This is a genomic window from Caballeronia fortuita (genome assembly GCF_001544835.2).
Taxonomy (GTDB): domain Bacteria; phylum Pseudomonadota; class Gammaproteobacteria; order Burkholderiales; family Burkholderiaceae; genus Caballeronia; species Caballeronia fortuita.
The window spans coordinates 1-20,222 of the sequence record NZ_FCNX02000031.1; the positions used below are offsets into that span (position 1 = coordinate 1).

Annotated in this window: 20 protein-coding genes; 13 read left to right on the forward strand and 7 right to left on the reverse strand. The window is 64.0% G+C overall.

What is annotated here, in order from left to right; genetic code table 11:
- Positions 1-390: 390 nt before the first annotated feature.
- The 5 genes from AWB77_RS33420 to fliE form a co-directional block, all read right to left on the reverse strand.
- Positions 391-705: an EscU/YscU/HrcU family type III secretion system export apparatus switch protein gene (locus tag AWB77_RS33420; protein ID WP_061138735.1), complete on the reverse strand. Its 315-nt coding sequence runs from the start codon at positions 703-705 to the stop codon at positions 391-393.
- The gene (gene fliK / locus AWB77_RS33425; RefSeq protein ID WP_061138736.1) at positions 702-2,030 is read right to left on the reverse strand and encodes a flagellar hook-length control protein FliK; all 1,329 of its coding nucleotides are present in this window, start codon (positions 2,028-2,030) and stop codon (positions 702-704) included. Before fliK ends, AWB77_RS33420 begins: the two co-directional genes overlap by 4 nt.
- 42 nt (positions 2,031-2,072) lie before the next feature.
- On the reverse strand, positions 2,073-2,402 hold the full coding sequence (locus tag AWB77_RS33430; protein ID WP_061138754.1) for a flagellar protein FliT: 330 nt from the start codon (positions 2,400-2,402) through the stop codon (positions 2,073-2,075).
- A 29-nt stretch (positions 2,403-2,431) separates the two neighbouring features.
- Complete coding sequence (gene fliS, locus AWB77_RS33435; RefSeq protein WP_061138737.1) at positions 2,432-2,851, reverse strand: flagellar export chaperone FliS; 420 nt, start codon at positions 2,849-2,851, stop codon at positions 2,432-2,434.
- Between the two features lie 243 nt (positions 2,852-3,094).
- Positions 3,095-3,457 carry a flagellar hook-basal body complex protein FliE gene (gene fliE / locus AWB77_RS33440; RefSeq protein WP_061138738.1) on the reverse strand — a complete coding sequence of 121 codons (363 nt, stop codon included), beginning with the start codon at positions 3,455-3,457 and terminating at the stop codon, positions 3,095-3,097.
- Between the two features lie 272 nt (positions 3,458-3,729).
- Between fliE and fliF the strand changes: the two genes are divergently transcribed.
- The 13 genes from fliF (at position 3,730) to fliR (ending at position 15,911) form a co-directional block, all read left to right on the forward strand.
- Positions 3,730-5,526, forward strand: coding sequence for a flagellar basal-body MS-ring/collar protein FliF (gene fliF / locus AWB77_RS33445; protein WP_061138739.1), 1,797 nt, complete (start codon positions 3,730-3,732; stop codon positions 5,524-5,526).
- On the forward strand, positions 5,516-6,511 hold the full coding sequence (fliG, locus tag AWB77_RS33450) for a flagellar motor switch protein FliG (protein WP_061138740.1): 996 nt from the start codon (positions 5,516-5,518) through the stop codon (positions 6,509-6,511). Before fliF ends, fliG begins: the two co-directional genes overlap by 11 nt.
- Positions 6,504-7,178: a flagellar assembly protein FliH gene (gene fliH / locus AWB77_RS33455; protein ID WP_061138741.1), complete on the forward strand. Its 675-nt coding sequence runs from the start codon at positions 6,504-6,506 to the stop codon at positions 7,176-7,178. The genes fliG and fliH overlap by 8 nt, the downstream gene beginning before the upstream one ends.
- On the forward strand, positions 7,172-8,698 hold the full coding sequence (gene fliI / locus AWB77_RS33460; protein WP_061138742.1) for a flagellar protein export ATPase FliI: 1,527 nt from the start codon (positions 7,172-7,174) through the stop codon (positions 8,696-8,698). The genes fliH and fliI overlap by 7 nt, the downstream gene beginning before the upstream one ends.
- A 65-nt stretch (positions 8,699-8,763) precedes the next feature.
- A complete protein-coding gene (gene fliJ / locus AWB77_RS33465) occupies positions 8,764-9,219 on the forward strand; it encodes a flagellar export protein FliJ (RefSeq protein WP_061138743.1) in 456 nt (151 codons plus the stop codon).
- 30 nt (positions 9,220-9,249) lie between these two features.
- Positions 9,250-10,611, forward strand: a complete 1,362-nt coding sequence (locus AWB77_RS33470) for a flagellar hook-length control protein FliK (RefSeq protein ID WP_061138744.1) — start codon at positions 9,250-9,252, stop codon at positions 10,609-10,611.
- A 756-nt stretch (positions 10,612-11,367) separates the two neighbouring features.
- A complete protein-coding gene (fliL, locus tag AWB77_RS33475) occupies positions 11,368-11,856 on the forward strand; it encodes a flagellar basal body-associated protein FliL (RefSeq protein ID WP_061138745.1) in 489 nt (162 codons plus the stop codon).
- Between the two features lie 24 nt (positions 11,857-11,880).
- Positions 11,881-12,879, forward strand: coding sequence for a flagellar motor switch protein FliM (fliM, locus tag AWB77_RS33480; protein WP_061138746.1), 999 nt, complete (start codon positions 11,881-11,883; stop codon positions 12,877-12,879).
- Positions 12,872-13,303 carry a flagellar motor switch protein FliN gene (gene fliN / locus AWB77_RS33485; RefSeq protein WP_061138747.1) on the forward strand — a complete coding sequence of 144 codons (432 nt, stop codon included), beginning with the start codon at positions 12,872-12,874 and terminating at the stop codon, positions 13,301-13,303. Before fliM ends, fliN begins: the two co-directional genes overlap by 8 nt.
- On the forward strand, positions 13,300-13,803 hold the full coding sequence (fliO, locus tag AWB77_RS33490) for a flagellar biosynthetic protein FliO (RefSeq protein ID WP_061138748.1): 504 nt from the start codon (positions 13,300-13,302) through the stop codon (positions 13,801-13,803). The genes fliN and fliO overlap by 4 nt, the downstream gene beginning before the upstream one ends.
- Before the next feature lie 246 nt (positions 13,804-14,049).
- The gene (gene fliP, locus AWB77_RS33495; RefSeq protein WP_061138749.1) at positions 14,050-14,820 is read left to right on the forward strand and encodes a flagellar type III secretion system pore protein FliP; all 771 of its coding nucleotides are present in this window, start codon (positions 14,050-14,052) and stop codon (positions 14,818-14,820) included.
- A 17-nt stretch (positions 14,821-14,837) separates the two neighbouring features.
- Positions 14,838-15,107 (forward strand): flagellar biosynthesis protein FliQ, encoded by a 270-nt coding sequence (gene fliQ, locus AWB77_RS33500; RefSeq protein ID WP_061138750.1) that lies wholly within the window; start codon positions 14,838-14,840, stop codon positions 15,105-15,107.
- A 9-nt stretch (positions 15,108-15,116) separates the two neighbouring features.
- Positions 15,117-15,911 (forward strand): flagellar biosynthetic protein FliR, encoded by a 795-nt coding sequence (fliR, locus tag AWB77_RS33505; protein ID WP_061138751.1) that lies wholly within the window; start codon positions 15,117-15,119, stop codon positions 15,909-15,911.
- 626 nt (positions 15,912-16,537) lie between these two features.
- On the opposite strand, the gene flgL is transcribed toward fliR, so the two are convergent.
- Together flgL and flgK are read right to left on the reverse strand one after the other, a co-directional pair.
- The gene (gene flgL / locus AWB77_RS33510) at positions 16,538-17,776 is read right to left on the reverse strand and encodes a flagellar hook-associated protein FlgL (protein WP_061138752.1); all 1,239 of its coding nucleotides are present in this window, start codon (positions 17,774-17,776) and stop codon (positions 16,538-16,540) included.
- A gap of 11 nt (positions 17,777-17,787) precedes the next feature.
- Entirely contained in the window at positions 17,788-19,731 is a 1,944-nt protein-coding gene (gene flgK / locus AWB77_RS33515; protein WP_061138753.1) for a flagellar hook-associated protein FlgK, read from the reverse strand.
- Between the last annotated feature and the right edge of the window lie 491 nt (positions 19,732-20,222).

Here is a 20,222-nt window from a genome sequence, read left to right on the forward strand (position 1 = left end):
TAGGCGAGTGCCATCTCGGACGAGAGGACTACTCAAACTGCGTGTGACCGCGGGCGTGACAGAAGCTGCTTTCTTTGCTTACTTTCTTTGCAGCAGCAAAGAAAGTAAGTGCCGCCCCGCACAGGGGCAACGCTAATAAACCGATAGCAAAATGGGATCCAGCGACATAGAAACCTTTGAACCAAACGCCTCAGCAGCCACCGCGATCCAAGCCCGATTGAGCCTATGAGAGCGCCACTTAGGCGAGTGCCACGGTGCACGAGAGAACGACCCAACGTGCGTGTGACCGCGAGCTTAAAAAAGCTGCTTCCTTTGCAGCAGCAAAGAAAGTCACTGCCGCCCCGCACAGGGGCAACGCCAATACACCGACCCGAAAGAAGCCCAGGCAAGTCACCGCCCCACCCGCCCCGCCTCCCTCAACGGCTCCTCGTTCTCGAGCCGATACACCCACGACAGCAATTCCGCCACCGCCTGATACAAGGCGGGCGGAATGTGCGAATCGAGATCGACCTGCATCAGCAGCGACACCATTTCCGGCGATTCGTGCACATACAGCCCCGCTTCCTTCGCGCGCTGCACGATCATCTCCGCGACTATCCCGTAACCCTTCGCGACGACGCGCGGCGTCGCCTCCCGATTGCCCGCCTCATAGGCGAGCGCGGTCGCCTGCCTGCGCGTGTACGGCGTATGTTCCTGTCCGCTCATGCTTCGCTCCCATCGCCGTGAGCCGCGCGGAACAGATGTTCGAGCGGCGAGCGCACCGGCTTTTTCGCGGCGGGCTTGTCGCCGGAAAGCGCGAGATCGGTCGTGCCGTCCATCGAACGCACCGACAACGACGCCAGCGCAATGCCCGCCGCCTCGAGCTGGCGCGCGAACGCCGCGCCGTCGGCGGCGAGACGCTGCGCGCCCGCACCGCCCGCCTTGATGCGCGCGACGAGCTTTTCGCCCGTCAGCACGAGTTCGGCATCGACCGTCCCGAGCACGGGCAGCGATAGCGTGATGCGCGTGCGCCACGGATTTTCGCTAGTGTCGTCGGACGTGCGGGCATCGCGCGGCTCGCGCGCGACTTCCCACTCGAAGCGCGTGCCCGGCCACGCCTCGCCCTGCCAGCGGAACTGCTGGTTCGCGAGCACGTCGAGCTGCTGACGCACGACATTGATCGTCGCCGGATGAATGCCCGCTGCAACCGACGCCTGCAGCGCCGATTCATGCGCGCTCGCGCCTTGGCCGCTCTGCGCGCTCTGGGCGTTCGCGCCGCCCGCCGCGTTCCCGTTCTGCGATAACGACAGCGCCGACGCCGGCGCATCGCGCACCGACGCCGCGAGCGCGGCCGCCTGCTGCGGCGTCTGCGGCGTCGCGACCTGGCGTGTCTGATAGTCGGGCAGATCGAGCGTGAACTGCGGCGTGCGCGCATCGTCGAGGCCGGTGTCGCCGGGCGTCGCCGCGTTCGCGAGATCGAAAGGCAAGGACATCGAACGGGCATCGGCGCGCGCCTGCGGCTCGTTGCCGAGCGACGCGGCGCTGCGCTGGCCCGCGAGCCATTGCACCAGATGCGATTCGTAGAAAAGTCCGCTTTCGTCGACGGTCTTCGCGAGCGTGCTTGCAAGCGCGGCGGCAGGCAGCGGTGGCAGATTCTGCGTCGCGGCGCGCGCTGCGGCCACGGCGGCGGCGTTCGAGGAGAAAGCGGTATCGAAGAGACCCGTCGTGAGCGCGGCGAAGGCGCTCGCGGGGCGCGGCGGCGTCGGCCAGAGCGGGGCGTCGCTGGTCAGCGCGGGCGTCGCGCTGCCGAAACGGGAGATCACGTCGAGCGTGCGCGCGACGCTGGAAAGCTCGGTCTGCGCCGATGCCGCCGGTCCCGCCGATGCGGCAGGCGTGCCGGCGGTCGGCGGGATATCGGTCTGCGTCGTCTGCCCAACGCCGGTGTTGGTCACGCCGCCGCCGGCGACGCCGTTCGGCGCGCGGATCGCGGACAGAAGGAGTTCGGTGCGGCTGGCGAGCAACGATGCGATCGCGGTATCGAGTCCAGTCATGCCCACTTCCCCATTAGCGCCCGGTCCGGGCCGGAACTGCGTTCAACGCAGTCCGATCATCTTTTTCAGTACGCGCGCCGGACTGTTGACCGTGAAGAGCGCCGACAGGCGCGCGAGGCTCGGCGAGGTCAGATCGCGGATCGCAGCGTCGTCGGCGAGAATCTTCTTCACGAGATCCAGCTTGCGGGCGCGGGCGCTTTCATCGAGCTCCGAACTCGAATCGACTTCCCTCAGCCGGTCGACCAGATCGCGATAGGTGCCTTGCAACGCCTTCAGCTCGCTCCATTCGCCGCCGCGCGCTGCCGCCAGCATCTGGCCGGAAACCGCCGCAATGGCTTCGTAATGGGCGAAATATTCTTGTGTCGTCTTCATACTTTCGAGGCAGTCGACGCGCATACCCGTCAAACGGGCGCGGCGGTCAGTTGCGCCACTTCCGGTCCAATTCCAACCCAGGCTTCCTCGAGCGTCGCGAGCAGGTTGTCGATCTCGACGAGCATCGTCTCGTCCTGCTTCAGATTCGCCTCGAGCAGCCGGCGCGTCATATAGGTGTACAGCGCGTCCAGCCGCTGTGCGATCTCGCCGCCCGCATCCTTGTTGAGCGCCTGCTGCAAGCCGCTCTCGATGATGCTGATAGCCTTGCCGATCGCCGTGCCGCGTGCGCCGACGTTGTTCTGCCGCATGTGCATGCGCGCCTGCGCGATTGCCTGGCGCGCGCCCTGATACAGCATCACGATCAGCCGGTGCGGGCTCGCTCCCATCACTCCCGTCTGCACGCCCACACGTGCGTAGGCGCTGGCTCCAGCGTGTCCTGGGGAATACATCTCTCGGTTCTCCTTATGCGATGCCGCAGCGTCCGCGGGCTTTCATGCGGCCGCCGTGCCTCTCGTCCTGACCCGTTTGAAGTCCGGTAAAGCCGGTGCAGGCGAGCGGGCCGCCCGCCGAAGCGGGCGAACCATCGTTCGCCGTGCCGTTACCGGGGTTATCGGAGAAACGCGGCAAAGCTTTAGGACTCAAGGCTCTAGCGCCATCGCACCATCGAGGGACGGATCACGCCGGCGGCTGCGTCAGACGGAGATCTGCATGATGTCGTTGTAGGCCGACACGAGCTTGTTGCGCACCTGCAACCCGAACTGCAGGCCGACGTTCGCCTTCTGCATGTCGACCATCACGTCGTTGAGCGACACGTTCGGTGCGCCGATTTCGAAGGCGTGCGCCTCGCCGAGCGCCTTCGTCTGGTTGTCGCTGATCTTGTCGATGGAGGATTTCAGCGCGTCGGCGAAGCTGCCCGCGCTCGCCGCGCCCGATGTCCCGCTTTGCCCCGCGACGGCGCCCGACGCGACGGTCGCGCCCGCGCCGCCCGCGGCCTGTGCCGCCATCGACTGAATGGACGACAGAGCGGCGGAAAGCGGATTGATCGGAAAGTTCATGTTGACTCCGGATGACTGGAAATTGCCGGTGCCGCTGGTCGCGCAAATCCGGCGCTCGGGCCGCGTTGGCGGAGGTTCACCGAGTACGAAAAAGATTAGCAGCCGGCGGTTTTTCAAAGCACTGGAAGAACGGGGAAAACCCCGCTCTATTCACCGAATCGACTTGCAATGTTCTGCGGATAATCCCCATCGTGAAAAGTCCTCCACCGCCGCTTTCATGGGAAGCGGGAAGCGGCGGGAGGAGAACCCAGGATTCGGAGCTTCGACGCTAAATGGAAACGCCCAACAACTCACTCATCACGCCCGACGCCAGAATGGGCCTGGCGGGCGCACAGCCGGGCGCAGCCGCGACGGCCACCGCGGGCCCGGGCCTCGCGGGCGGCGCGGGCGCCGACTTCGGCGGTTTCGCGCAGCGCGTGCCGATGCTCAACCAGTTCCGCTCGAATCCGCGCGTGCCCTTGATCGTGGCGGTCGCGATTCTGGTCATGGTGGTCGCGGGCCTCGTCATGTGGTCGCGCCAGCCGGACTATCGCGTGCTGTTCTCCAATCTCTCCGATCGCGACGGCGGCGCAATCGTTGCCGCGCTCCAGCAGGGCAACATTCCCTACAAGCTGTCCGACGGCGGCGGCGCCATTCTCGTGCCGGGCGAGCAGGTTCACGAAACGCGCCTGCGCCTCGCGAGCCAAGGGTTGCCGAAGGCCGGCTCCGTCGGCTTCGAACTGATGGACAACCAGAAGTTCGGCATCAGCCAGTTCGCCGAGCAGGTCAACTATCAGCGCGCGCTGGAAGGCGAGCTGGAGCGCACCATCGGCTCGATCTCGTCGGTGAAGTCGGCGCGCGTGCATCTCGCGATTCCGAAGCCTTCGGTCTTCGTGCGCGACAAGGAACTGCCGACCGCGTCCGTCATGGTCAACCTCTTTCCGGGCCGCGTGCTCGACGAAGGCCAGGTGGTCGCGATCGCGCACATGGTGAGTTCGGGCGTGGCGGACATGCCGGTCAAGAACGTGAACATCGTCGACCAGGACGGCAACCTGCTCACGAGCCAGAGCGCCGCGAGCGGTCTCGACGCATCGCAACTGAAGTACGTGCAGCAGATCGAGCACAACACGCAAAAACGCATCGACGCGATCCTGGCGCCGCTGTTCGGCGCGGGCAATGCGCGTTCGCAAGTGAGCGCCGACATCGACTTCTCGAAGCTCGAGCAGACCGCCGAAAGCTACGGCCCGAACGGCAATCCGCAAAGCACGGCGATCCGCAGCCAGCAGTCGAGCGAATCGAGCGAAACGTCCGGCAGCGGCGCCTCGGGCGTGCCGGGCGCGCTGTCGAACCAGCCGCCGCAGCCGGCTTCCGCGCCGATCGACGCGGCGGCATCGGGCGCGGCGGGCGCAGCGGCGAAATCCACGCCGCAGAACCAGCGCAAGGACACGACGACGAACTACGAAGTCGATCGCACCGTGCGCCACTACGAGCAGGCGACGGGCGGCATCAAGCGTCTTTCGGTCGCGGTGGTCGTGAACTACGAGAAGAAGGTCGACGCGAAGGGCAACGTCACGATGACGCCGCTCGCCGCCGACAAGCTCGCGCAGGTCCAGCAGCTCGTGAAGGACGCGATGGGCTTCGACGACAAGCGCGGCGACTCGGTGAACGTCGTCAACAGCGCGTTCTCCGCCGATCTGAACGTGACGCCGGACGCACCGTGGTGGCGTACCCCGCAGATGATCGCGTGGGGCATCCAGGCGGCGAAGTACGTGGGCATCGGCATCGTCGGTCTGTTCCTGTACTTCAGCATGGTGAAGCCGGCGATGCGCCGCGCCTTCCCGCCGCCGCCCGAAGCCGCGCCGACGCTCGCCGCGCCGGACGAACTCTCGCTGCTCGACGGCCCGACGCTCGAAGGCGGCGGCGCTGCGAAGCTGGAAGACGATGACAAGGATGCCGAGGTGAGTCTCCTCGGTCATGAAAGCAAGAAAGCCAAATTCGATCGCAATCTCGACTACGCGCGCATGGTTGCGCGTCAGGACCCGAGAATCGTTGCGACGGTCGTAAAGAACTGGGTGTCCGATGAACGCTGAAGGCCTGAACAAAGCCGCTCTCCTCCTGATGTCGATCGGTGAGGAAGAAGCCGCCGAAGTTTTCAAGTATCTCGCTCCGCGCGAGGTGCAGAAGATCGGCGCGACGATGGCGGCGCTGAAAAACGTGACGCGCGAGCAGCTCGACAACGTGCTGACCGAATTCGTGACCGAAGCCGAGCAGCACACGGCGCTGTCGCTGGATTCGAGCGAGTACATCCGCTCGGTGCTGACGAAGGCGCTCGGCGAAACCAAGGCCGGCGCGCTGATCGACCGTATCCTCCAAGGCAGCGATACGAGCGGTATCGAAGGTCTGAAGTGGATGGATTCGGGCGCGGTCGCGGAACTCATCAAGAACGAGCATCCGCAGATCATCGCGACGATTCTCGTGCACCTGGACCGCGATCAGGCGTCGGAAATCGTGTCGCTGCTGGCCGATCGCCTGCGCAACGACGTGCTCCTGCGCATCGCGACGCTCGACGGCATTCAGCCCGCCGCGCTGCGCGAACTCGACGACGTGCTGACGACGCTCCTCTCCGGCAGCGACAACCTGAAGCGCGCGCCGATGGGCGGCATCCGCACGGCGGCGGAGATCCTGAACTTCATGTCGAGCAACCACGAGGAAGGCGTGATCGCGAACGTGCGCGAATACGACGCCGAACTCGCGCAGAAGATCATCGACCAGATGTTCGTGTTCGAGAACCTGCTCGATCTGGAAGACCGCGCGATCCAGCTTCTGTTGAAGGAAGTCGAATCGGAGACGCTGATCGTGTCGCTGAAGGGCGCGCAGCCCGCGCTGCGTCAGAAGTTCCTGTCGAACATGTCGCAGCGCGCGGCCGAACTGCTCGCGGAAGACCTCGATTCGCGCGGCCCGGTGCGGGTGTCGGAAGTCGAGCAGCAGCAGCGCAAGATTCTGCAGATCGTCCGCAATCTCGCGGAAAACGGTCAGATCCAGCTAGGCGGCAAGGCGGAGGATGCATATGTCTGATGCCCGCGCGCAGAAGGCTCCGCTCTCGGCGTATCAGCGCTGGGAAATGGCGTCGTTCGATCCCGTCGAAATCAAGGTCGACAACAGCGCGGCGGAACAGGCCGCGCTCGAAGCGCACCTGCGCCGCGTCGAGGACGACGCGTATCAGCAAGGTCTCGCGAAGGGTCACGTCGCGGGTCAGGCGCACGGGTTTCAGGCGGGTTACGAACAAGGTCAGGCGAAGGGTTTCGAGGACGGCCGTCAGGAAGCGCTCGCGCAAGCCGCCGTGCTCGCCAACATCGCCGATGCGTTCAAGACCGCGCTGCAAGCCGCCGACGCGGCCATCGCGGAATCGCTGGCGGAACTCGCCGTCGATATCGCGCAGCAGGTCGTGCGCCAGCATCTCGCGCTCGATCCGACCGCGCTCGTCGCCGTGGCCCGCGAAGTCATCGCGGCGGAGCCGGAGTTGTCCGGCGCGCCGACGCTCATCGTCGCTCCGGCCGACATGCCGATCGTCGATGCCTATCTGAAGGACGAACTCGAAGCCGCGGGCTGGACCGTGCGGCCCGATCCTGAAGTCGAGCGCGGCGGCTGCAAGGCGCACGCCGCGACCGGTGAAATCGACGCGACCAATGTCTCGCGCTGGGAGCGCGTCGTGGCCGCATTGGGGAGAAGCAAGCCGTGGTGAATCAACGGATCACGCAGGACGGGCTGAGCGAACTGGAACAGGAACTCGCGCGCGCGTCGTTCGGCCCGCTCGCCGCCGACGACGACTTCGATGCCGCTTCGCCCGACGAACTCGCCGCGCGCACGATCGCCGAACTCGCGGATATCGCGGGCAATCCGCACATCGACACGTGGCGCGACAAGCTCGACGCGCTGCGCTCGCGCAACGCCATCGCGAAGCCGCTGCGTCCGTGCGGGCGGCTCACGCGCGCCGCCGGTCTCGTGCTGGAAGCGGTTGGCCTGAAGATGGGCGTCGGTTCGGAATGCATGATCGAGTTGCCGCCGGGCAGCGCGATCCCGACCGCCGAAGCGGAAGTCGTCGGCTTCGCGGGCGACAAGCTCTTCCTGATGCCGACGACCGAAACGGGCGGCCTGCTGCCGGGCGCGCGCGTCTATCCGCTCGAAAGCGCGCCGATCAACGATCCGATGGCGGGCGCGAAGCGCTTGCCCGTCGGCTGGGAAATGCTCGGCCGCGTCGTCGATGCCTCGGGCCGTCCGCTCGACGGACTCGGCCCGCTCGCATCGAAGGTCGATGCGCCGCTGTCCGCGCCGGTCATCAATCCGCTGAATCGCGAGCCGATCCACAAGGTGCTCGACGTCGGCGTGCGTGCGATCAACTCGCTGCTGACGGTCGGGCGCGGCCAGCGCATGGGCCTGTTCGCGGGCTCGGGCGTCGGTAAATCGGTGCTGCTCGGCACGATGGCGCGTTATACGAGCGCCGAAGTCATCGTGATCGGGCTGATCGGCGAACGTGGCCGCGAAGTGAAGGAATTCATCGAGCAGATTCTCGGCGAGGACGGACTCGCGCGCTCGGTCGTCGTGGCCGCCCCCGCGGATGTGTCGCCGGTGCTGCGCATGCAGGCCGCCGCGTATACGACCTCGCTCGCCGAATATTTCCGCGATCAGGGCAAGCACGTCCTCATGTTGATGGACTCGCTCACGCGTTACGCGATGGCGCAGCGCGAGATCGCGCTTGCGATCGGCGAGCCGCCCGCGACGAAGGGTTATCCGCCGTCGGTGTTCGCGAAGCTGCCGGCGCTCGTCGAGCGCACCGGGAATGGCCCGGAAGGCGGCGGCTCGATCACGGCGTTCTACACCGTGCTCACTGAAGGCGACGATCAGCAGGACCCGATCGCCGATTCGGCGCGCGCGATTCTCGACGGCCATATCGTGCTGAACCGCTCGCTCGCCGAAGCGGGTCACTATCCGGCGATCGACATCGAACAATCGATCAGCCGCGCGATGACCGCGCTCATCGACGACAGACATCTGGAACGCGTGCGCCTCTTCAAGCAGATGCTGTCGCGCTATCAGCGCAACAAGGATCTGATCAACGTGGGCGCGTATTCGAGCGGGCGCGATCAGTTGCTCGACCGCGCGATCGCGCTGTATCCGCGCATGGAAGCGTTTCTGCAGCAAGGGTTTCGCGAGCAGGCGCCGTTCGAGCCGAGCATCGAAATGTTGAATCAACTGTTCGAATAGTTTTCGACTAGTATCCGAAACATTCATCACAAGAATAGCCAAAGACCATACGGGACCGCCACGCCATGTCCAAGAATCTGCCGATCAACACGCTCATCGAACTCGCCGAAGAAGAACTCGACGCCGCCACGAAGAAGCTCGGCAAGCTCCAGCAAGAACGCAACGACGTCGAGACGCAACTGAACTCGCTCGTGACTTACCGCGACGAATATCACGCGCGCTTCACGGCATCGGCGCAGCAAGGCACTACGGCGCAGACGCTGCGCAATTTCCAGGCGTTCGTCGATACGCTCGATAACGCCATCGCGCAGCAGCGCACGGCGCTGTTGATGGCCGATCAGCGCATCGAGGCGGCGAAACCGGACTGGCGTCTCAAGAAGCAGAAGCTCGGCAGTTACGAAGTGCTCGCCGCGCGCGGCGAAGCGATGCTCGCGAAGAAGGCCGCGCGCGTCGAGCAGCGCGAAGCCGACGAGCACGCCGCGAAGGTGTTGCGCATGCGCGCCGAGCGGGCTTCGTCGTAATCCATTCATCGATATATCCAGAGGCTCAGCATGTCCTCCGTTTCTCTTCTCGGCTCGCTCTCGGGCGCCACGTCAACGAGCAAGTCCGCCGCACAGCGCGCGGCGAGCGCGGGCACGTCGTTCGGCATGACGCTGCAAGGCATCACCGACCGCGCCAACGCCGACGCGCAAGCCGCGCAGGCGCTGGCTGATTCGCAGGCCGGCAAATCGAGCGTGCACGACGCGCCGAAACCGTCCTCCGATGCTTCGAAGAGCGACGACGCATCGGACGCTCAGGCGGCCGCGAGCTCCGATCAGACGGACGCGCCGAAAGAAGCGCCGAAGGACGCGGGCAAGAGCGAGACGGCTCAGGCATCGAAACCGGCGGCGCAGGCGTCGTCGGCATCTTCTTCATCCGATGCGGCCGCTGCCGCTGCGCAAGCGAAAGCGCGCGCGGACGCCGCCAGCGACGACGACACCGACGCGACGCTCGCCGATGTGGCCACCGATGCCGCGTCGCTCTTGACTGCGGGCGCATCGACCGACGACGACAAATCGACCGGCACGACGCACAAGACCGGCGACGCGAAATCGCCGCAGGACGCGCTCGCCGCCGCGCTCGCCGCGATGAACAACGCGCAGCCGAACGCGCTGCCGGCGAACGCGGCCGCGAACGGATCGGTGGCGACGGCGCGCGAGGGCGCGAACGGCGAGGATAAGGGCGGCTTGTTCGCGAAGGGCGGCAAGGGCGCGGCGCTGGTCGGGCTTGCGAACAACGCGAACATCGCGAACGCGGACGCCAAGGCGACCGATGCGACCGCGCTGACCGCTGCGACGGCAACGCCCGCCGATGCCGCGACCGCCGCTTACAAGCAGGCTGCCGATGCGGCTGCGCATGCGGTGTCGATGCAGGCGGCGTCGGCGGGTTCGGCGGTGTCGAGTCCGCAAGGCGCGATGGCATCGGCGACGAGCGCGGCGATTGCGCCGCACGTGGGCGGCGCTGGCTGGGACGATGCGTTCAGCCAGAAGGTCGTGTTTCTGTCGAAAGGCGATGCGCAGAGCGCGGAGCTGACGTTAAATCCGAAGGACCTGGGACCGTTGCAGGTGACGCTGCAGGTATCGGAGAGCCACGCGCACGCTTTGTTCGTGTCGCAGCACGCGCAGGTGCGTGAGGCGGTCGAGGCCGCCATGCCGAAATTGCGCGAGGCGATGGAGGCGAATGGCATCAGTTTGGGGAGCGCTTCGGTGTCGGATGGGTCCGCGTTTGCGCGGCAGGATGGTGGGCGGGAGGAGCGCTCTGGCGGCAGGGGCGGGGCGGGACGAGGGATCGGTAGCGTCGATGGGGCTTCCGGCGGAAGCGTTGTCGCTATGCCTGTGCGGCGGACGGTTGGACTTGTCGATACTTTTGCTTAAGCGGGTTTCTTTGTTCGCCGGATCCCGGTTTCTTTGTGGTCTATTTGCGCTGCCCCTGTGCGGGGCGGCAGTCACTTTCTTTGCTGCTGCAAAGAAAGTAACCAAAGAAAGCAGCTTCTGTTACGCCCGCGGTCACACGCACGTTGGGTAGTCCTCTCGTTCACCGTGGCACTCGCCTAAAGAGTGCCCTCACAATCCCAATCGGGCTCGGCTCGCGCACGGTCTGACTCGCTAGTCCGTTTCGCGCGCGGGTTCAGCACCAAATAGCTCCGGCCCGCTTCGCGGCCGATGGGTCAATCGGGCGCGCGTGCGCTTCTTCTTCGTCGGTTTCCCTCGCATACCCGACGGCAGCGCGTAGCGCTGTGCCGGTGCTCTTTCGCGCTGGACCAGCGCGCTAGACAGTGCCGGGCGGCAGACCGTGCGCGATCCAAGCCCGGTTGGGCCTTCGAGGGCGACACTTAGGCGAGTGCCGCCTGGGACGAGAGTACTACCCAAACTGCGTGTGACCGCGGGCCTGAAAAGCTGCTTTCTTTGCTTACTTTCTTTGCAGCAGCAAAGAAAGTAAGTGCCGCCCCGCACAGGGGCAGTGCTAATAGACCAATAACAAATCGGGATCCGGCTAAGCAACAAAAAACCAAAAAACCAAAAGCATCCAAACCGCCAATACCCCCAAATAACCCCAAATACCCCCTCTGTTCGACCCATCGCTTTACACCTCGATAGCCAACAATTCACCCTATCGAAAGAGGCAAGCAAATGGCTACCACGACTGCAAACCAGCAACCCATCGTCCCCGCGAAAGGCGGGAAGCTCAAGAAGATCCTGATCATCGCCGTCGGTGCAATCGTGCTGCTCGGCGCGGGCGCGGGCGGCGCCTACTTCTTCCTCGGCAAGAATCACGGCCCGGCCAAGCCCGCTCCGGAGCCGCCGCCCGTGTTCTTTCCGCTCGAATCGCTCACCGTGAATCTCCAGTCCGACGACGGCTCCATGCACTATCTGCGCGCCGGCCTCACGCTCAAGCTGAAGGACGAAAAGGTCCAGCTGCTCGTCACCGAGCGCATGCCCGAAGTCCGCAGCCGCGTGCTGCTCCTGCTCTCCGGCAAACGCCCCGACGATCTCGCGACCGTCGACGGCAAGAAACAGCTCGCCAGCGAGTTGCGCGCAGCCGTCGAAACCGCGGCGAGCTCGGCCGAAAAGCCGGTGCGCATCGAAGAAGTGCTGTTCACCGAATTCGTCGTTCAGTAACGCGGCATCAGCGAGTAAAGAGTCATGGGCCACGAAGAGTTCATGTCGCAGGAGGAGGTCGATGCCCTCCTCAAGGGCGTCACCGGCGAAATCGATCAGGAAGCTGACGAAAAGAAACCCGCCGGCGTACGTCCGTACAACATCGCGACGCAGGAACGCATCGTCCGCGGCCGGATGCCCGGCCTCGAAATCATCAACGACCGCTTCGCGCGCCTCATGCGCGTGGGCATCTTCAACTTCATGCGGCGCTCGGCGGAAATCTCCGTCGGTCCGGTGAAGGTGCAGAAATACAGCGAATTCACGCGCAACCTGCCGATCCCGACGAACCTCAACCTCGTCCATGTGAAGCCCCTGCGCGGCACGTCGCTGTTCGTGTTCGACCCGAACCTCGTGTTCTTCGTCGTCGATAACCTCTTCGGCGGTGACGGGCGCTTTCACACACGCGTCGAAGGCCGCGAGTTCACGCAGACCGAGCAACGCATCATCGCCAAGCTGCTGAATCTGGTGTTCGAGCACTACGCCACTTCATGGCGCAGCGTGAAGCCGCTGCAATTCGAATACATGCGCTCGGAGATGCACACGCAGTTCGCGAACGTCGCGACGCCGAACGAAATCGTCATCGTGACGCAGTTCACGATCGAGTTCGGTTCGACGGGCGGCACGCTGCACATCTGCATGCCCTATTCGATGATCGAGCCGATCCGCGACGTGCTCTCGTCGCCGATCCAGGGCGAAGCGCTCGAAGTGGACCGCCGCTGGGTGCGCGTGCTGTCGCAGCAAGTGCAGTCGGCGGAAGTGGAACTGACGGTGGATCTCGCTGAGATCCGCTCGTCGTTCGAACAGATCCTCAACATGCGCGCGGGCGACGTGCTGCCGATCGACATTCCGGAGCAAGTCGTCGCGAAAGTGGATGGCGTGCCGGTCATGGAATGCGGCTACGGAATTTTCAATGGTCAATACGCGCTGCGCGTACAGAAGATGATCAGCGCGACCGACACGATGAAGGAAGGTGGATATGAGTGACCTGATGCAGAACGACGCGCCCGGCGCGCCGGAAAAAGACGAAGAGCTGATGCTCGACGACTGGGCGAGCGCACTCGCCGAACAGAACGGCAACGACGCGCCGGTCAGCGCGAGCCCGGGCGTGTTCCAGCCGCTGTCGAAGGCCGCGGCGCCGTCGACGCGCAACGACATCGACATGATTCTCGACATCCCCGTGCAGATGACGGTGGAGCTCGGGCGCACGAAGATCGCGATCCGCAACCTGCTGCAGCTCGCGCAAGGCTCGGTCGTCGAACTCGACGGCCTCGCCGGCGAACCGATGGACGTGCTCGTGAACGGCTGCCTCATCGCGCAGGGCGAAGTGGTCGTCGTCAACGACAAGTTCGGCATTCGCCTGACCGACATCATCACGCCGTCCGAACGTATCCGGAAACTGAATCGATGAAACGCCTGGCCGTTGCGCTGCTTTTCGCCGCGCCTCTTTTCGTCCACGCCGCCGACATGAACGCGGTGAACCACGCTGCGCAGATCGCCTCGGGCGTCGGCGCGGGCACTGCCGTGCCGTCGCTCGGTTTCGGCGCGGTGTTGCAGACGCTCGTCGGACTCGTGGTCGTGATCGGCTTCGTGTTCGGATGCGCGTGGCTCGCGCGCAAGTTCGGCTATCAGGGCGGCAAGCGCGGCGGTCTCGTGAAGGTGGTCGGCGGTGCATCGCTCGGCAACAAGGAGCGCGTCGCGGTCGTCGAAGTCGGCGATACGTGGCTCGTGCTCGGCGCCGGTCCCGGCAACGTGCGTCTCTTGCACACGATGCCCGCCGGAACGGCCGACGTGGAAGGCGTAAGCGCGCCGTCGCCATCGACGGCGGGCAGTTTCGGCGCGCGCTTTCGCGACGCCCTCGCCGGCGAGGCGAACAAGCGGCTGCAGAAGTTCGTCTCATCGAACAAGTAAGCCGGTTTTGCCGATACATCGGGCGTGGTTCGAAAGGGCCGCGCCCGATGTGCGTTTACCGCGCCGTTTCGCAATAGAACGAGTTAGCCGGGGATTTCCCCTCTGTTCGCGCCATCGTTCGACATCGGGGTAACCGACAATTCAGCCTATCGAAACAGGCAGGTTTCCCATGGCTATCACGTTCGTCATTCTTCAAGGTCAGCGCATTCTCGATGCCCTCGCAAGCATCGTCGGCGGGAGCAAGTAATGCAGGTCAGTCGTCACATCGTGCGCGGCGTGAAGCTCGCGCTGCCCGTCGCGATCGGCCTTGCGCCGTATCTCGCGTTCGCGCAAAGCACCGCCGGACTTCCCGCCTTCAACACGAGTCCCGGCCCCAACGGCGGCACGACGTACTCGCTCAGCGTGCAGACGATGCTGCTGCTGACGATGCTCTCGTTCCTCCCCGCGATGGTCCTGATGATGACGAGCTTCACGCGCATCATCATCGTGCTGTCGCTGTTGCGGCAGGCGCTCGGCACGTCGAGCACGCCGCCGAACCAGGTGCTCGTCGGGCTCGCGCTGTTTCTCTCGTTCTTCGTGATGTCGCCGGTGCTCGACCGCGCGTACAACGACGCGTACAAGCCCTTCTCCGAAGGCCAGATCGCGATGGATCAGGCGATGACGCGCGGCGTCGCGCCCTTCAAGCAGTTCATGCTGAAGCAGACGCGCGAAGCCGATCTCGCGCTGTTCGCGCGCATCTCGCATGCCGCGCCGATGAACGGTCCCGAGGACGTGCCGCTTTCGCTGCTCGTGCCGTCGTTCATCACGAGCGAGCTGAAGACGGGCTTTCAGATCGGCTTCACGATCTTCATTCCGTTTCTCATCATCGACATGGTGGTGGCGAGCGTCTTGATGTCGATGGGCATGATGATGGTGTCGCCTTCGACCATCGCGCTGCCGTTCAAGCTGATGCTGTTCGTGCTCGTCGATGGCTGGCAGTTGCTGATTGGCTCGCTCGCGCAGAGCTTCGTTTCCTGATTACGTGAGAGTTTGAAATGACGCCAGAATCCGTCATGACGATGGCGCATCAGGCGATGTACGTCGCCCTGTTGCTCGCCGCGCCTTTGTTGCTGGTTGCGCTGGTCGTCGGTCTCGTGGTGAGCCTGTTTCAGGCGGCCACGCAGATCAACGAGTCGACGCTGTCGTTCATCCCGAAGCTGCTCGCGGTGGCGGTGACGCTGGTGATCGCGGGACCGTGGATGTTATCGACACTGCTCGACTACATGCGCCACGTTTTCACGATTACGCCTGCGATCACGGGCTGAGTTCGTTCGATGTTCTCCGTCACTTATGCGCAACTGAACGGCTGGCTCACGGCGTTCCTGTGGCCGTTCGTACGCATTCTCGCGCTGATCGCGACGGCGCCCGTGCTGAGCCACATGGCGATTCCGATGCGCGTGAAGATCGCGCTTGCCGCGTTCATTGCGCTGATCGTCGCGCCGACCTTGCCGGCCATGCCGCAGGCCACGGTGTTCTCGGCGGCGGGCGTGTGGATCATCGTCAATCAGTTTCTGATCGGCGCGGCCATCGGCACGGTGATGCAGATCACCTTTGCAGCCGTCGACGCGGCGGGCGAGTTCATCGGGCAACAGATGGGACTCGGTTTCGCGATGCTTTACGATCCGCGCGCGGGCGGCAATGCGGTGGTCGTTTCGCGCTATCTGAACACGCTGGCGATGCTGGCGTTTCTCGTGTTCGACGGACATTTGCAGTTGATGAGCGCGCTGGTGACGACGTTTCGGAGCGTGCCGATCGAGGCAAATGTCGTGGCGGCGGCTTCGCATGCGCAGGGGTGGCGGGTTCTGGTCGGCTATGGCGCGAGCGTGTTTTCTACCGGGCTTTTGCTGGCGTTGCCGATCGTGGCGGCGCTGTTGATCGCCAATCTCGCGCTCGGGATTTTGAATCGCGCCGCGCCGCAGATCGGGATTTTTCAGGTCGGGTTTCCGGTGACGATGCTCGTCGGGTTGTTGCTGCTGCAGCTTATGGTGCCGAATCTTATGCCGTTCTTTCAGCGGATGTTCGATGTCGGGATTGCGCAGGTGGGGAGGGTTGCTTCCGGCATGTTTTGAGTTTTTTTTCGCTGGATCCCGTATTCGTGTTGGTCTATTAGCTCTGCCCCTGTGCGGGGCGGCAGTCACTTTCTTTGCTGCTGCAAAGAAAGTAACCAAAGAAAGCAGCTTCTGTTACGCCCGCGGTCACACGCACTTTGGGTAGTCCTCTCGTCCAAGGTGGCACTCGCCTAACGAGTGCCCTCATCACAATCACCCGGCTTGGCTCGCGCACGGTCTGACTCGCTAGTTCGTCTCGCGCGCGGGTTCAGCACCAAATAGCCCCGGCCCGCTTCGCGGCCGATGGGTCAATCGGGTGCGCGTGCGCTTCTTCTTCGTCGGTTTCCCTTGCGTACCCAACGGCAGCGCGTAGCGCTGTGCCGATGCTCTTTCGCGCTGAACCAGCGCGCTAGACAGTGCCGGGCGGCAGACCGTGCGCGATCCAAGCCCGACTGGATTTGTGAGGGCACTCTTTAGGCGAGTGCCACCGACGACGAGAGGACTACCCAACGTGCGTGTGACCGCGGGCCTGAAAAGCTGCTTTCTTTGCCTACTTTCTTTGCAGCAGCAAAGAAAGTAGGTGCCGCCCCGCACAGGGGCAGTGCTAATAAACCAACAAGAAACCGGGATCCGGCGAAAAAAAAAGCTCAGCCGCCACCAATATAATCAAACAACGACATCTTCTGAATCTGCGAAAACGCCATCTGCGCGGCCTGAAGCGAACTCTGCGTCAACTCATACTGGCTAATCGACGACACGAGATCGATGCTCGTCAGATTCGCCAGATCGCTCGCCGTCTGCGTCTGGCTCGTCTGCATCGAAGTCTGCGTCGACTGCACTTCCTGCTCGCGTCCACCCACCACCGTCTGCGCCGACAGCACGTTGTTGAACGTGTTGTTCACCTTCGTGCCCGCCGTCGTCAGTGCATTGGTCAGCGCCGCCTGCGCACCGGGCGATCCCGTCGGCTGCTTGAGCGCGCTCACGAGGCTGTCGAGCGTCGCGAAGATGTCGTTGTTGTCCGTCGCCGCCGGCTGCACCGTGAAGGCGTCGTTGTTCGCGGGCGTACCGTCGATCGTCACCTTCTGGCCGCCGAGCGAAATGTCTGCCTTGCCCGTGTACGCGACGTTCGTCGGCAACGATGAATCCGCCGGGTTCGACGTGACCGAGTAGCTCGTCGTGCCATCCGTCGCGGAGATCGAAAACTTGATCGTGTACGTGCTCGCGTTGCCCGCGTTGCTCGTGTCGCTCACGCTCACCGAACTGATCGTGCCCGTGCCCGTGTTCGTGCCGGACGCGCGCGAAACCGGATCGCTTTCCGTCGGCGATACGCTCTGGAAAATCGACACGCCCGTATCGCCGACCGGAATCGAACGTCCATCGCTGATCTGCACCGTACGCTGGCCAAAGTCGCCCGCATAGCTCGCGCCCGTGCCCGATGCGTTGTTCGTGAACGGCGCCGTGCCGCCCTTCAGACCCGAGAAGATGTAGTTGCCGTCGCTGTCCGTCGTGTTCGCGAGACCGAAAAGCTGATCGCGCAATCCCTCGATCGTGTTCGCAACCGACGTGCGGTCCGCGTCCGTGAGCGAGCCATCGCCCGCATGCACGATCTGCGTCTGAATGCTCTGCAGCACGTTGCTGACGTTGCCGAGCGTCGAGTCTTCCTGTTGCAGCGACGACAGCGCCGTCGTCTGATTCGTGCTGTATTGCGCGAGCGCGCCGCTCTTCAACGTGAGTTGCACGGCCTGCGCGGCGCCGAGCGGATCGTCGGATGCCGTGAGAATGCGCTTGCCCGACGAGATCTGCTGATACATCGACGCAAGCGTGCTCTGCTGGTCGCTCATCGAAGCGACGTTCAGATTGAAATACTGGGAACTGGAGATACGCATCGCGTTTAGCCTCAGTTGAACATGCCGAGCAGCGCCTGGAACAGCGTCGAGGCGGTCTGGATCACCTTGCTGTTCGCTTGGTAAAGCTGCTGATACTGAATCAGGTTGGCCGCTTCTTCGTTCAGGTTCACGCCCTGCACCGATTGCTGCGCCGATGTCGCCTGCGTGAGCAGCGCGGTCTGCGCCGTGCTCGTCGCCTTGAGCTGATTCGTCTGGTTGCCGATCGTGTTGATGTAGCTCGCGTACGAACTTGTCAGCGTGTCGGTGCCGCCGTTAAGCGACTTCGACGAAACCAGCTTCGACATCGCGAGCGCGTTGCTGCCGTCGCTCGTGCCGCCCTTGTTCTGCGCGATCAGGAACGCGTCGTTGTCCTTCGGCGTGCCGCTGATCGTCGCGGAGACGCCCATCGCAGAGACCGTGAGGCCCTTGCTCGCGTCGTACGGTATCGTCGTGCCGGCGGTGTACGTCGTCGATCCGACGGTCACATCGACATTCGACGTGAAGCCGTTCGCCGACGCGCTGTACTGCAGGTTGACGTCGGAGGTCATCGTGTTGCTCGTCACCGTCGCCGACGAAATCGATGCCGTGCCGGTGTTCGCGCTCCCCGCCGACGTCACCGCGGGCGATGCCGCCGCGACCGCTGCGCCGTTGGTCGTCGCGAGCTTGAAGTTGTCGAGCGCGGCGCGCGTCGGCTGGATCGTGAACGAATCGCCCTTTTGCACGCCGCTCATCGACGACACGTCGATGTTCAAGCCGTTGATCGTCTTGTTCGTCGACGTCGCCGGATCGATGGTGCCGAGCGTCTGGCCGCTCGCCGGGTCCGTCACGGTGTACTTGCTGCCGTCGTAGGTGACGGTGAAGTCGTTCGTCGGCGGCTGCGTGCCATCGGCGATGGTCGCCGTCGGCATGGCCGTGCTCTTGTTGCGCGCGTTGGCGATGATGTTCGGATCGGTCGTCGCGAACAGATTGCCGCCCGGCTGGCCGGTGAGGTCGAGGCCGAGCGCATTCTGACCGTTCAACTGATTGGCGAAGCTCGTGGCGATCGCGCCGAGTTGCGCCTGCGCCGGATCGAGCGTCTGCGTGCGGAAGTCGATGAGACCGCCGACCACGCCGCCCGTGAGCGCCGAGTTGTCGATGTATTGCGTGTTCGCGGCCGTCTGCGTCGCGCCGTTGGTCGTCTGGAACGCGACGGTGAGCTCGCTCGGATCGGACGCCGACGGCACCGCCTGCAGCCCGTACTGCGTATTGCCGACGACGAGCGGTTGCCCGTTGCCGATGAACACGTTGTAGTTGCCGTCCTGCTGCACGACCTGCACTCCGATCATCGAGCTCAGGTTCGTCACGAGCTGATCGCGCTGATCGAGCAGTTGATTTGGCTGCTGGCCGCTCGCGCTGGCGACGTTGATCTGCTTGTTGAGATCGGCGATCTGTTGCGAGTAGCTGTTGATCTGCGAGACCGCGCTCGTCAGTTGCGTGTTGACGCTTTGACGCAGTTGATCGTATTGCTCGCCCGCGGAATTGATCTGATCGGCGAGCGTTTGCGCGCTGCTCATCAGCGACTGGCGCGCGGCGGTGCTGCTCGCGGAGTTCGCGACCGATTGCAGGCCGGAGAAGTAATTGGTGATGCCTTGCGCGATGCCTTTGGTCGGATCGCCGACGAGGTTGTTCAGCTGCGAGATCAGCGAGTAGTAGGTGCTTGCCGCGCTGCTCGACGACTGCGTGTTGTTGACCTGCGTCGTCAGGTACTGGCTGTACTGGCGCGTGACGGTGACTGCCTGCACGCCGTTGCCGAGATAGCCGGAGCCGGTGAATTGGCCGGGCGATTCCTGATAGGAGACTTTCTCGAGCGTGTAGCCCGGCGTCGCGGCGTTGCTGATGTTCTGGCCCGTCGTTGTCAGGCCCCACTGGGCCGCATTCAGGCCGGAAAGACCGATGCTGAAGATGTTGTTGGACATGCGTGAATCCTGGTGAGGCGGCGGGGTTCGAGCGATGCCGCTTGGCTGCCTTGTTTATCGGCCGATGGCCGGGGAAGTTGAGTGTTTTGGGGCTTTGGCGGTTTGGCTTTTTTTGGCTTTTTTTGGCTTTTTGGCTTCGACCGAAGCTGGGCGGTTTTTGCGATGAAGGCATTATCGCGGGCGCTCTGCAATCGCTATCTCGCGAAGTGCGGGGGGTTTTGGGGTTTATTCGCTCTTTGTTTTGCTTCGCCTCGTTTTGCTTCGTTTTGCTTCGTTTCTTCTCGCCGGATCCCGATTTGTTATTGGTCTATAAGCACTGCCCCTGTGCGGGGCGGCACCTACTTTCTTTGCTGCTGCAAAGAAAGTAGGCAAAGAAAGCAGCTTTTCAGGCCCACGGTCACACGCAGTTTGGGTAGTACTCTCGTCCCAGGCGGCACTCGCCTAAGTGTCGCCCTCGAAGGCCCAACCGGGCTTGGATCGCGCACGGTCTG